We start from the raw sequence: 12601 nt of genomic DNA on the forward strand, positions 1-12601 counted from the left end.
CGATCCCAGGCCGTCGACCCCACCGCCGATGCCGAGGAGGTGACCGAACCCGAGCTCCAGGCCCTCACGGCCTAACCGACACGCCCAACCGAGGGATCAACATCGTACACCACCCCACGGGACTTGACCTAGCGCTCTTGCGGCCCGCGGTCATCGCCGACGAACTGCCGGACATCATTAGCGACGTGATCCGTGCGATCGTTGAAGCAGTTCCTTGGCCAATCCCTACTCCTGAGAAGCGCGAAGAACACAAGCTGTGGTCCGTCGAAACAGGCGATCGTGCTGCACTCATGTTCGGGCTCAGTGGAGTCTGGCTACCCAAGCTGCCGGTGAACTGACGACGAACCGATCGTCCGCAGGCGACGGCACGGCACGTGGCTGGCACAATCCAACCTAGCTACCTCCGCCCATTCCCCAGACGGACGGCGCCCAAGAACGAGGCCAATAATGGAACTTCGAATATTGCGCGTTACCAGTACGCAGGTAAGAGGCTATAAATTCGCGTCTATGCATGCGTTGTTCACTGTACCGTGGGCGCCCATCGAAGCGACGCGACCGTCGGCCGGCGCGTGGGACGTCAGCGACCGTAGTGGTATCGGCAGGCAGCGATCCGCAGCTCTGTGTCGGTGAGCTTGTACACCAGTCGGTGTTCGTCGGTGATCCGGCGAGACCAGTAGCCGGCGAAGTCATACCGCAGCGGCTCCGGTTTACCGATCCCGGCGTTGCCGTTGCGCAGCACGTCCCCGATCAGCTGGTTGATCCGCTTGAGGATCTTGCGGTCCTGCGTTTGCCACCATAGGTAGTCTTCCCAGGCGTTGCTATCCCACACCAGCCGCATGCTCAGTCGTCCGCAAGCAGGTCGCGGACTTCGCCCTCTGCCGCCTCTAGGCGTTCCATCGCATCTAGCAGCCGCCGCGCATTGCGCGGCGACCGCATGAGATAGGCCGTCTCGCGCAGCGCTTCGAACTCGTCCAAGGACACGATCACCACGGCCTCATGACCCGAGCGCGTGACGACCACTTCTTCGCGGTCATTGACGACCGAATCCAGCACCTCGGCATAGCGAGCCCGGGATTCGGTGTAGCTCATCGTTCTCACCTATCTGCCCCCCATTCCTGTACAGAAAATTGTACAGGTTGCTGCCTGGGTCGTCACGATCCGGTTCGCCACCACCGACGCCCGGAGGGGATGGCGGGACCTCGTCGCAGCCATCCGCAACCCCATGACCGACACCTGGGACTCCTGGCGCCCCCTGGCAACAATGCCGACGAACTGCCCGCTCAGGGGTGAGAAGCTATGAGGCGGCGAGCTCGAGGAGGCGGCCTAGGGACTGCAGCTTCTCGTCGGTCGAGTCGCCGGTCAGGTTTACCCGCAGTAGCCCCACTCCCGCCGCGGTGTATGCCTGGAGCTGGTCGGCGATCATCTGCTCGGTGCCGACGAGGTTCGTTCCTAGGCCAATCGCGGGCGGCACGGCGGCTTCGGCGGCCTGTTTGTCGCCGGCTTGCCATAGCTCGTGCACGCGCGCGATCTGCTCGCCGAAGCCTTGGCGTTCGAAAGCGGCGCTGTAGAAGTTCGTCTTCGAGCTGCCCATCGCTCCGAAGGTGAACGCGTAGCCACCGGCGTGCTTGCGCGCCAACGCGTCGACCTCGGCCTGCGTGCCGAGCTCCAGTGACACCGCGATCGCGAGCTCGACGTCCTCGATCGATCGCCCGGCCGCGGCGGCTCCCTTGGCGATCGGTGCGACCAGTACGTCGCCAGCGGTTCCCGGCATGAACGAGTTGCCGATCCACCCATCGGCCAGCTCACCGGTCAACCGCAAATTCGCCGGACCCAACGCCGCCAGCCAGATCGGCACGTGCACCGGCGTCGGCGCCATCGATCGGATGCTGCGGCCCTCACCACCCGGCAGCGGCAGCTGATACACCTTCCCGTCGTACGCGGCCCGCTCACCACGCAGAATCATCCGCACGATCTCGATCGTTTCGCGGGTGCGCTGCACCGGCTTGCTGAACGGCACGCCGTGCCACCCCTCGACGACCTGGGGGCCGCTGGCCCCTAGCCCGAGTACGAACCGGCCTTCGCTGAGCTGTTGCAACGACATCGCTGACATCGCCAGCATCGCCGGAGTCCGTGCGCCGAGCTGCGCGATGCCACTGATCAACCGAGCGTTCTTGGTGCGCCCGGCCAGCATCGCTAGCGGCGTCAACGCGTCGTACCCCCATGCCTCTGCGCTCCAGAGCGAGTCGACGCCCATCGCGTCGGCTTCCACCGCCAGGCGTAGACCGTCGGCGGTGTGCGGCTGAACGCTGATCCCGATGCGCATGGACTACTCCTGTCCTTCGGCGAGCTTCTTGATCTGCTGCAGGTTCGCCGTCATGTTGGTGTGGTGCTCACCGAGGCGACGCTCGATAATGCGCGCTTCCTTCTCGGGCATCCGCTCAATGGCCAGGGTCAATCCGGAGGGTCCGGGACCGATCTGCGCGATCTGGGTCAACAGAACGCCCTGGCTGGAGGGATCGATGCGGTAGCGCCATACGGCGCCGGGATTCTTCGGATCGTCGACCGCGTACGCGAACTCACGAGGTGGGTCGGCGGTGATGATGGTGCAGGTCGACTGCCACTTGCCGATCGCCTCGTGCGCGTTGCGACCCGCGAACCGCGCACCCACCGTCGGCCCCGTCGCACCGTCCAGCCACACGGCGCCCTGGAACTCGGGGCTGGTGAGCGCGGGAGTCTGGATGTCGCTGACTATTCGCCACACCGTTCGGCCGGAGCCTGAATCTTGACCTGCACCCGGGTGGTCGGTGCGTCGGACAACTTCATTCAGATCTCCTCGTCAGTTGTCACGTGAGGATGCCGGCACGCCCGCAGCAAGGTGCTGCCGAGCATTGCGCACCGGAATCCATATCTCATCTCGCCCGTCGCGGGCGGCAGGTTGGTTAGGTTATGCCGTCAGGGTCACCAGGCGTTGGCGGATCAGCGAGCAGGGCTCGCTGACGATCCGGTCGATGAGTTCCTTGCAGGTGGGTACGTCATTGATGAGTCCGGCGACCATGCCGCAGGACCAGGGGCCGGCGTCCATCTCGCCGTTGACCATGACGCGGGGATACATGCCCGCGACGTCCTCGACGATGTCCTCGAAGGCGATGTCCTCACCGAGCTTGTGTTCTTTCTGCAGCAGGCGCTGGACGCCTGCGTTGTTCAGCACGCGCTCGGTGTTGCGCAGCGGCCTCATCACCAGCCGGGTGTCAAGCTCGGTGGCGTCGAGAATGGCTTGTTTTACCGCGGGGTGGACCGGTGCTTCCGCGGTGGCGATGAACCGGGTGCCAAGGTTGATTCCGTCGGCGCCGAGCGCGAGAGCTGCCGCTAGTGAGCGGCCGTCAGCCATGCCGCCTGAGGCGACGAACGGGATGCTCAGCGTGTCGGCGGCGCGTGGCAGCAGGATCATGTTGGGTACGTCGTCCTCGCCGGGGTGTCCGCCGCACTCGAATCCGTCGACACTGACCGCGTCGCAGCCGACGGCCTCGGCCTTCAGTGCGTGGCGTACCGCGGTGCACTTGTGGATCACGGTGATGCCGGCGTCCTCGAGCATCGGCAGCCACTTCTGCGGGTTGTTGCCTGCGGTCTCGACTACCTTCACGCCGCCGTCGATGATCGCGCGGATGTAGCCGGCATAGTCCGGCGGGTTCACTGATGGCAAGAACGTGAGGTTGACGCCGAACGGCTTGTCGGTCATCGTGTGGCAGCGTTCGATCTCGGCGGCCAGGTCGTCCGGCGTCTTCTGGGTGAGCGCTGTCAGGATGCCGAGACCGCCTGCGTTCGAGACCGCGGAGGCGAGCTCAGCCAGACCGACGTATGCATTCCGCCCTGGATGATCGGGTACTCGATGCCTAGCAGGTCGGTGATTCTGGTATTCATGACGTGATCCTGCTCAGTGGCAATGGAGCGCTGGGCGGTCAGCGGCCTTGGAAGTTGGCTTCGCGGCGTTCGACGAACGACTGGATGCCTTCTTTGAAGTCCTCGGTGGCGAACACTCGCTCACGGATCTGTGGGATGTAGTCGATCGCGGCCTGCTCAGCGGCGTCGATGTACTTCAAGGCCGCTTCCTTCGTGGCTTGGATCCCGATGGGCGCGTTCTTGCAGATCTCGCGTGCGAGCTCCATCGCGCGGTCGAGGTGCTGCCCGTAGGGGACGACCTCCTGCACGAAACCGATGCGCAGCGCCTCGGCGGCGTCGAACTTGTCGCACAGGAACAGGTGGTACATCGCGTTGCCCCAGCCGGTGCGGGTGAGGTAGCGGAAGTGCGCGCCGCCGAACGGTGCGATGCCGCGCTTGGACTCCAGCTGCTGGAACTGCGCAGTGTCGGCGGCGACGACGATGTCCGCGGCCAGCATCATCTCGATGCCGACGGTGAAGGTGATGCCTTGTACGACCGCGATCACCGGCTTGGTGGTGCGGCGGGCCAGACCGAACGGGTCAACCTTGGTGGGATCTTTCGGCTTCGCGGTCGCGTTGGGTCCGAAGAACTTCGGCATGTCCAAGCCCGCGGTGGTGTGCTCACCTGCCGCGCAGAACACCGCGACCCACAGATCGTCGTTGTCGTCGAACGCCGTCAGATGCTCGGAGAGCTGCTCGGTCATCTCCGGCGTGTACGAGTTCTTCTTCGCCTCGTTACGCACGGTAATGACGGCGATATGGCCGTCGATGTCCATGGTGACTTCGCCAGCAGGTGCCTCGGTGCTCATCGCAGATCCTTTGCGTGGTGGGGGTTGGTGGTTGGATTGATCGGTGGTGCCATGGCGGGGCGTGCGCCCGGTCAGGGCCTAGACGATGCTCGCGCCGCCGTCGATGGCCAGGGTCTGTCCGGTGATGTGCTTACCCGCCGCGGAGGCGAACAGCAGTGCGGCTCCCTTGAGGTCGTCCTGGTCGCCCAGTCGCTTGAGCGGGACGTTCTTGGTCATCGAGTCGACGCCGCGCTTCTCGATCGTGCCCTTCGTCATCCGAGAGGGAAAGAAACCCGGCGCGAGAGCGTTGACGGTGATGCCGTAGCGAGCCCATTCACCGGCCAGTGCGCGGGTGAAGTTGATGACGGCGGCCTTGCTGGTGTTGTAGGCGATCGTCTTGGTCGCTTCCAGACCGTTGGCACGCAGTCCGGCGATCGACGCGAGATTGATGATGCGGCCGTAGCCCGCCGGGATCATCGAGCGCCGGCCGATGTGCTGGGACAGCAGGAACACCGAGCGCACATTCAGGTCCATGACCTTGTCCCACGCCTCGAGCGGATGGTCCTCGGCCGGAGCGCCCCAGCTGACCCCGGCGTTGTTCACCAGGATGTCGACCGTGCCGAGCGTGTCGACGGCTGCCTCGGCGAGCCGAGTCACATCCTGTTCGCGGGAGCAGTCGGCCGCGACGTACGACGCGTCGATCCCCTGCGCGGCAAGCTCTTCGACTGCGTTGGCCAGGTCGGCTTCCTTGCGCGAAGAAAGCAGGACACGGGCACCGTGCGCACCCAGGGCTTCGGCGATCTGCATGCCGAGACCTTGAGATCCTCCGGTGACAAGAGCGGTGCGACCGGTGAGGTCGAACAGTTCCTGGGTGTTGCTCATGATGCTCCTAGGTGGTGGGTCTGATGAGCCAGATGGCGATCTTGGGCTGCAAAATGGGTCCGCTTAGATGCCGATCGCTGCGCGGTCCATGAGCACCGCGCTGGACGAGCGGGCCCGCTCCAGCAGTGCCCGAGTATCGGGCAGCAGCTTGTCGAAGTAGAACCGCGCGATCGCCGCTTGCTGGCGATGATGACCCGTAGCACCCTCCCCCAGCGCGTCCACGGTCGCGGCGGCGCGAGCCCAGAGATGCGCATAGACCAGGTAGCCCACCAGGTTCAAGAAGTCCGCCGCGCTCGTCCCGATGGACAGCGGGTCGTCCGCGGCGCGCGCGATCAGCTCGCCTGCGAGGGTGTCGACCTCGTCGGCGAGCGAGCGGGTTCGGGCATGCATCGCCGCGAGGTCGCTGCTGTGGTCGGGGGTGCCGGTATACGAGCGGACAAGGTTGGTGAGCTGCCGCAGTCGCACGCCGTCGTCACCGATAACCTTGCGGGCCAGCAGATCGTGCGCCTGGACACCGTTGGTGCCTTCGTAGATCGCGAGGATTCGCCCGTCGCGGTAGGTCTGCTCGATGCCGGACTCCACGATGTATCCCGCGCCGCCGAACGTCTGCATCGCCAGGGTCGTGGTGTCGATGGCGCGATCGGTGACGAATGCCTTCGCGACCGGGGTGAGCAGCGCGAGGATGTCGCCGGCCTTACGGCGTACGTCCGCGTCGTGTGCGCCGTGCTCGAGATCGATCTGCATGGCCATCCAGTACGCGAACAGGCGCGCGCCGCCGGCCCAGGCTTTTTGGGTGAGCACCATCCGGCGGACATCCGGCTGGTCAATGATCGGGTCGGCCACGCGGTTCTTGTCGTGCAGCACTCCGGGCGCCCGGGACTGCAGGCGGTCGCGGGCGTACGCGGTCGCCTGTTGCTGTGCGGACTCGGTCAGGCCGAGAGCCTGTGTGGCGGTGCCCAGGCGCGCCCCGTTCATCATCACGAACATTGCCGGCAGACCGCGTTCGCGTTCCCCGACCAGTTCGCCCACGGCGTTGTCGAAGCGCATCAGGCAGGTCGCGTTGCCGTGCATGCCCATCTTCTCTTCGATGCTGTCGCAGTAGACGCCGTTACGCCCGCCCACCTCGCCCTCGCTCGTGACATGGTTCTTCGGGACCACGAACAGGCTGATCCCGCGGGTGCCCGACGGGGCCCCCTCGACGCGGGCCAAGACCAGATGCACGATGTTGTCGGCGAAGTCGTTGTCCCCACCGGAGATGAACATCTTCGTTCCGGTGATCAGATAGGTGCCGTCGTCCTGCGGGACGGCCTTCGTTGTCAGCAGCCCGAGGTCGGTGCCACAGTGCGGCTCGGTCAGACACATGGTGCCGGTCCATTCACCCGCGGCCAGCTTGGGAAGGAAAAGCCGTCGCTGCTCGGTGGTGCCGTTGGCGCGCAGACACCGGTAAGCGCCGCCGGTCAGCCCGAAGTACAGCGACCAGGCCGCGTTTGTCGCGGACAGGATCTCGCTGATCACCGTGCCTACGACGTGAGGCAGTCCCGCGCCGCCATCGTCTTCCCGACAGGTGACGGCCGGCCAGCCCGCCTCGACGTACTTCTTCGCCGCCGCCGGGAATCCGCTGGGCGTCCGCACGACACCGTCGTTGAGCTGGCACCCTTCGCGGTCTCCTACCGCGTTGAGCGGGGCAGTGACGCCGGTGCAGAACTCGGCGGCCCCGGATACGACACCGTCGATGGTCTCCCTGTCGATCGGGACGCCATGAGCGGTCAGTACGCCGGCGACGTCGAGGACATCATGCAGCGCAAACTGGATCGACTGAAGGGGCGGCTGGTAGGCCACGAGTACCTCCGGGCTGGTTGGGATGGTGTGCTGCTGGACGGATTCCCTGGCTCGTGCAGGCCCGAACGCTCGATAAGATCTGGGCGCGGCGAACCGACCGGTGCGCTAATGTCGCGCGAGCCACTCCCGCTCTTCGCCGGGTTCGGGCAGCACCTCGCCGCCCTCCATCGCATTTGCTGCCGGGTTCTCCTGAACCGATACCAGCAGCTCCTGGTCACCGAGACCGGTGACCGTCTGCAGCAGCACCCACAGATCACGAAGCAGCGCTTCCTTGATCTCAGCGGACCGCCCGGCGCGCACAACGCCGCGAATCATCGCGAAGTCAGCGACCTCGCCACCGGTGTAGCAGTCCCCGGGGGCCACCTCGTGGAACAGCACGCGGACGAAACCGCGCGGCGCGCCGGTGTGCTGGACGTGGATCCGCGTAACTTCCGCTGCGACGTGCGCTTTCTCCTGAGACGACAGCGCATCTTGGGAGGTGTAGCAGGTGTAGAAGGGCATTAACCGATCCAATCTTTGACCGATGACCTCAGTGAGTCTTATAGAGCAACTGACAGGACGCTAGCAGGGTGGGTCCTGTTGGGCAACTCTCCTATGCTGGGTGACATGAAACGAACCTCGTTGGCGAGCTGGCCGTGCTCGATTGCGCGCACGATGGACCTGATCGGTGACTGGTGGACGCCGTTGGTGTTACGCGAGGCGTTCGCCGGCATTCAGCGCTTCGACGACTTCCAGCTGTCTCTAGGCCTTGCACGCAACACCCTGACTGCGCGCCTGCAACGGCTGGTTGACGCGGGTCTGCTCGAACGCGAGCCGTACCAGCACAACCCGGTCCGGTATGACTATGTCCTGACCGAGCAGGGTCGGGATTTCTACCCCGTTATGGCCGCGATCATGGCGTGGGGTGATAGATGGCTGGCCGACGAGAGCGGGCCGCCAGTACTCACTCGCCACGACACGTGCGGCCACCCGACGCACGCCGTTGTCGTGTGCGAGCGTTGCGGTAAGCCACTCACCTCCGACACTGTCACCCGGGAGCTCGGGCCGGGATTTCCCGAGCACCTGCGGGGCCGCGCGGATGTGGAGGCACGCTTCCCGAGCTCCCTGGCTTGATTCGCCACCTCGGCTGCTCCCCTTCGAGGGGCCCGTGCTTGTCGGTCGGTGCCTGTTCACCCCCCACGCCAGCACGGTCACTGCCTCTCCGTTCGTCGACTGTGTCGTCTCAGGCGTCTTTTCGTAGGTTCTTGCCCGTGATGGATGCGATCAGGTCCTGCAGCTCTGCCATCCGTGCGCCTTGAATTCCGCGTGGGCTCGTGTCGTGCTTGAGGCATAGGGCTGCGGCCGCCGCGGTCGCGACGGCGTGCTGTGCGCCGTTGCCCATGAACTTGGTGCTGGACCCAGCGACATGCGTGACGCTGATGTGCTTACCGGCCATCATCAGGTTGTCGATGTCTGCTGAGTAGAGGCAGCGGAACGGGATCCGGTAGGGCTGCTCGTCGCGGGTGTCCCACTTCCAGTCCCGTAGCCGGAAGTCGTAGTTCTCGTCTCCCGGATAGTGCAGGCAGAACGGCCCGTCGTTCCACACCACCGCGTCATCGAACGACCGATGCTCACGGATGTCGGTCTCGGTGAGGACGTAATCACCGAGGTACCGATGAAACTCGCCCTGCGCCGGTACGAACGCTAGATGGTCGAGTTCGAGGTTGGCGTACTCCTGTGGTTCGGTCGTCTTGACGTTGGAGAACGTTCCGTAGACCGCACACAGCAGGTGGTCGCGGATGTGCTCGGCCTCGGTGTAAGGGTCGAGGTCTTGGCCGTACTCCCAGAAGTGCGTGTTCGGGAGCTGCATGCGGCGGCGTACGTCCGGCGCGAAGGTGCGGTGTGCTCCGGCGGCCGGTCCGGGGCCGTTGTCGGTACCGGGTTTCTCGAGCTGGCCGCTGAGGTTGGCGTAGTCCTTGGCCACGTCAAGCGCCCAGGGAACCTCCGGGAACGCAACGGGGTGATCGGCGAGGCGGGTGCGGAAGAAGATCGTGTTCCCGTGGTGACTGTGGTTGCCGTGATCGGGGGCCAGCATCTCGCCGTGCTGGGTGTGTGACTCTTGACCGAACATCGTGCGTGCTCCGGCGAGGATGCCCACGATCGCGGTGCCGCTGCAGTCGATGAACACCGGTGCGGTGAACCTGCGCTCGATGCCGCTGCGTGCCTCGCGTGCGTCCACGGCGGTGATCCGCCGGCCTTCGGCCTCGACCGCGTACACCGTGTGCTCCAGGAACATGGTGGCGTTCGGTTCGGCTTCGATCAGGCGGTGGGCGTGCAGGTCGCCGTCCGGTTCTCGCTGGGAGATTCCTCGACCAGGTGGCCCCGTTCGCCGCGGGGCATCAGTCCGGTTTCGATGCTCGCGTTGCCGCCGAGGTAGGGGCGGTTCTGGATCAGCGCCACGCGTAGGCCGAGCCGCGCCGCGGCCAGCGCGGCGCTCGAGCCGGGTACACCGCCGCCGCCGACCACCACGACGTCGAACGCTCCGGCATCCTCAGGATGCTCGGGTAGGCCCTGCAGGCGGCGCCGCCAGGACCGCGTTCGCTCGTCATTGCCTTCGGGTGGAGCGAGGTCCGCGCGACTGAGATAGATCGCATCGCACCGGCCTTCGAATCCAGTGTGATCGCGCAGCCGCACCTCAATCCGTCCTGTGGCGAGTTCGACCGAGCCTGCCCGCTGCCAGCTCCAGTCCTCGCCATGGATCCCGAGTTCGTTCTCCAGCATCTGGCCGGCGACACTCAGGCTGAAGCGTCCTGGGTGGTGTGAGGGGACCCAGTCCTTGGTGCGCACCCATACGTTGTAGGTGCCGGGGTCCTTGATGGCGATGTGGGTGGTCGCGTCCGCGACCGGTCGCCCCTTGCCGTGCGCGAGGAGGTATGGCGAGCCCATCTGTGTCTCGAACTGCGAGTCGAGGATCCAGCCACCGAAGTCGTCGAACTCCTCGGCCTCGAGGAGAATGCCGGGTGCAGGTGTCGGCTGTGTCATCATCGTCGCTCCTGGTGTGTTGGTGAACGAGTGATCAGCGACCGGGTGCGCCGAGGTCCTGTTGCGGAAGCGCGATGTTCTGCAGCCGCAGCTGCCCGCGTGCCAGCACCTTTCCGGTTTCCTCCGCGGTGATGACGACCTCCCAGAGCTGCTGATTGCGTCCTTGGAACAACGGTTCAGCCGTCACGCTGGCGCGCCCGCCGGAGCTCGATCGCAGAAAATCTGTTGCGTTATGCACGCCGACGGCGAACTGGCCCTTATCGAGCACGGCCTTGCTTGCGGCGATACTGCCGGCGCTTTCGACGATGGTGGTGTAGACGCCACCGTGCACGACGCCCCACGGCGTGAAATGGTCCTCGCTGAGGTCGACGTATCCGCGAAGCGCGGTCGGCGTGACCTCTTCAACGACGAATCCTGAGCTCGCGACGAACCGGCTCGCCGTCGACAGCGACACATCGGGAAGGCTGTTGTTAGTTACCGTCATAACTGCTCCAATCTAACTTTTGTTTTCAAAGTTAGACTGGTGGGGGGCGGACGTCAACGGAGAGGAACCTCAACATGCAGTGGCTGGCCTACGACACGCGAAACTGCTCGATCCAGCGAACCCTCGATGTCATCGGCGAGAAATGGACGCCGCTGATCCTGCGCGAGACGTTCAACGGCGTACGCCGTTTCGACCAGATCCGCGACCACGTCGGCATATCCGATGCCGTGCTAGCCGATCGGCTCCGCAAGCTTGTGGCCGCGGGCGTCCTGGAGACGACTCCCTATCAGGATCAGGGACGCCGCGCCCGCAACGAGTACCGGCTTACGCCGAAGGGCCTGGACCTCTATCCGACGATGATCGCCCTGCTGAAGTGGGGCGACACATACTGCGCCGACCCGGCCGGACCGTCCATCATCGTGACCCATCACGACTGCGGCGCACCCGTCGAGGCGGTGGTCCGCTGCACGGCCGGCCACATTCTTGAGTCTGCGCGCGACGGCTCACCCACGTCTGGTCCGGGGGCACGCGAGTTGACCGTCGAGACCCCCTAAGTCCCGATACCTGTGCGCTGATGCCTGTCCCTGAGGACGACGTGACGATCCAGGTGTCGTGTTCATCAGGGTGTGGTCCTTTCGGTGGTCCGATGACTTGACTGGCATCGTCGCGGTGCCGGCGCTGGTTGTCGCGGCCGGCGGCGCGGTCTGTGGACGGATGCGGGGCCGTGTGGATAACGACCGGTAGGGGCCCGCGTCGTCGTGACGCGGGCCCCTGTGCCCGGTGGCGCTTGTGAGGGCGCTGGAGGTGGTCCGGGCCGGCGGATGGCTTGGCGGCCGGCGAGCTGGTCTGCGCGGGCGGGGTCTAGGCGCGGTGGTGCGGTGGCGAAGACGGGCTTGGCGAGCAGGAGGGCTCGGGCCCAGGCTTGCTCGATCGAGTCGGCCGCGGCCCGGTCGTAGACCCGGGTGCGGATGGACGCGACGATGACCTCCAGGTACGGCGCGTCGGTGTGCCGGTCACAGCTGGCGTAGACCTGCGGTTGGGCGTACCCGGTCTGGCGCAGGATCAGCGTGGGTTCGCTGCTGTGCCGCAGCGGCGTGATGCTGGCGGTGTGCGGCAGGTACCCGGCTGCTTCGGCGCGGGCAGTCGCCCACGCGTAGGCGTGCGCGGTGAGCGCTGGCAGGTCGAGGCAGGTGATCCAGACCGATCCGCTCTGGACCTGGACGCTGCCGCTGCGCCCGGTGCTGGTGACGACGTTCTCGTCCTGCGCTCCGGCGACCTCGACGATGACGGTGGTGATGTTCTGGAACATGGAATGCCCTCCCGGGTGTTTCGGCGCGGCGCGCCGACCTGCACCGTGTGTGCAGATGCCCCGCTCTCAAGCGGGCTGAGGGTGGGCGCGCAACAGCCGCCAGAGTGAGCCCGGTGCGTGAGGAAATAAGCGACGCAGGAGCGCCGAACGCGGCGGGTGATCGTGCCTAGCCTCGGGATTTCACGTGGTCGGGGGGAGTACGGCGTGTAAAGCACGGAAGTGCCTGTCTGGCGCGGGATTCTTGGGTTGCTGAAGCTCAAGGTCCATCACGCAGAGAGGCACTCCGTAGGTGAAGCGTAGCCGTGTTCCGAATCTGGTCCTTGATCCCGTCCGCGAGTCGCT

The 12601-nt window shown here is 65.6% G+C and carries 15 protein-coding genes; 2 read left to right on the plus strand and 13 right to left on the minus strand.

Translation table 11 applies throughout. The features are described 5' to 3' along the window. Positions 1–577: 577 nt before the first annotated feature. From F8A92_RS17220 to F8A92_RS17260, 9 genes are all read right to left on the minus strand, one after another. Positions 578–838: a Txe/YoeB family addiction module toxin gene (locus F8A92_RS17220; protein ID WP_153506417.1), complete on the minus strand. Its 261-nt coding sequence runs from the start codon at positions 836–838 to the stop codon at positions 578–580. A 2-nt stretch (positions 839–840) separates the two neighbouring features. Further along, positions 841–1089, minus strand: a complete 249-nt coding sequence (locus F8A92_RS17225) for a type II toxin-antitoxin system Phd/YefM family antitoxin (protein ID WP_228389542.1) — start codon at positions 1087–1089, stop codon at positions 841–843. 205 nt (positions 1090–1294) lie between these two features. Next, positions 1295–2323 (minus strand): LLM class flavin-dependent oxidoreductase, encoded by a 1029-nt coding sequence (locus F8A92_RS17230; protein WP_153506419.1) that lies wholly within the window; start codon positions 2321–2323, stop codon positions 1295–1297. 3 nt (positions 2324–2326) lie between these two features. Next, positions 2327–2761, minus strand: a complete 435-nt coding sequence (locus F8A92_RS17235; protein ID WP_228389543.1) for an SRPBCC family protein — start codon at positions 2759–2761, stop codon at positions 2327–2329. 183 nt (positions 2762–2944) lie between these two features. Further along, entirely contained in the window at positions 2945–3847 is a 903-nt protein-coding gene (locus tag F8A92_RS17240) for an NAD(P)H-dependent flavin oxidoreductase (RefSeq protein WP_323368445.1), read from the minus strand. A 109-nt stretch (positions 3848–3956) separates the two neighbouring features. Continuing rightward, positions 3957–4745: a crotonase/enoyl-CoA hydratase family protein gene (locus F8A92_RS17245; RefSeq protein ID WP_153506420.1), complete on the minus strand. Its 789-nt coding sequence runs from the start codon at positions 4743–4745 to the stop codon at positions 3957–3959. A gap of 78 nt (positions 4746–4823) precedes the next feature. Next, positions 4824–5606: an SDR family oxidoreductase gene (locus tag F8A92_RS17250; protein WP_153506421.1), complete on the minus strand. Its 783-nt coding sequence runs from the start codon at positions 5604–5606 to the stop codon at positions 4824–4826. Positions 5607–5669: 63 nt separating this feature from the next. After that, positions 5670–7445, minus strand: coding sequence for an acyl-CoA dehydrogenase (locus tag F8A92_RS17255; RefSeq protein WP_153506422.1), 1776 nt, complete (start codon positions 7443–7445; stop codon positions 5670–5672). A 105-nt stretch (positions 7446–7550) separates the two neighbouring features. Next, complete coding sequence (locus F8A92_RS17260; RefSeq protein WP_153506423.1) at positions 7551–7946, minus strand: tautomerase family protein; 396 nt, start codon at positions 7944–7946, stop codon at positions 7551–7553. A 105-nt stretch (positions 7947–8051) separates the two neighbouring features. Here F8A92_RS17260 and F8A92_RS17265 point away from each other — a divergent pair, with 105 nt between their 5' ends. Continuing rightward, complete coding sequence (locus F8A92_RS17265; protein WP_153506424.1) at positions 8052–8558, plus strand: winged helix-turn-helix transcriptional regulator; 507 nt, start codon at positions 8052–8054, stop codon at positions 8556–8558. A 109-nt stretch (positions 8559–8667) separates the two neighbouring features. Here F8A92_RS17265 and F8A92_RS17270 read toward each other — a convergent pair whose 3' ends face one another. From F8A92_RS17270 to F8A92_RS17275, 3 genes are read right to left on the minus strand one after another with little or no spacing between them, the layout of a single operon-like run. Next, positions 8668–9720 (minus strand): FAD-dependent oxidoreductase, encoded by a 1053-nt coding sequence (locus F8A92_RS17270; protein WP_267130055.1) that lies wholly within the window; start codon positions 9718–9720, stop codon positions 8668–8670. 23 nt (positions 9721–9743) lie between these two features. Further along, the gene (locus tag F8A92_RS19240) at positions 9744–10469 is read right to left on the minus strand and encodes an FAD-dependent oxidoreductase (RefSeq protein ID WP_267130056.1); all 726 of its coding nucleotides are present in this window, start codon (positions 10467–10469) and stop codon (positions 9744–9746) included. A 31-nt stretch (positions 10470–10500) separates the two neighbouring features. Next, a complete protein-coding gene (locus F8A92_RS17275) occupies positions 10501–10950 on the minus strand; it encodes a PaaI family thioesterase (protein ID WP_153506425.1) in 450 nt (149 codons plus the stop codon). A 74-nt stretch (positions 10951–11024) separates the two neighbouring features. Here F8A92_RS17275 and F8A92_RS17280 point away from each other — a divergent pair, with 74 nt between their 5' ends. Next, complete coding sequence (locus F8A92_RS17280; protein ID WP_153506426.1) at positions 11025–11504, plus strand: winged helix-turn-helix transcriptional regulator; 480 nt, start codon at positions 11025–11027, stop codon at positions 11502–11504. A 65-nt stretch (positions 11505–11569) separates the two neighbouring features. Here the strand turns inward: F8A92_RS17280 and F8A92_RS17285 are convergent, their stop codons facing one another. Next, a complete protein-coding gene (locus F8A92_RS17285; protein WP_153506427.1) occupies positions 11570–12259 on the minus strand; it encodes a hypothetical protein in 690 nt (229 codons plus the stop codon). Between the last annotated feature and the right edge of the window lie 342 nt (positions 12260–12601).

This window comes from Cumulibacter manganitolerans (assembly GCF_009602465.1).
Classification (GTDB): Bacteria; Actinomycetota; Actinomycetes; order Mycobacteriales; family Antricoccaceae; genus Cumulibacter; species Cumulibacter manganitolerans.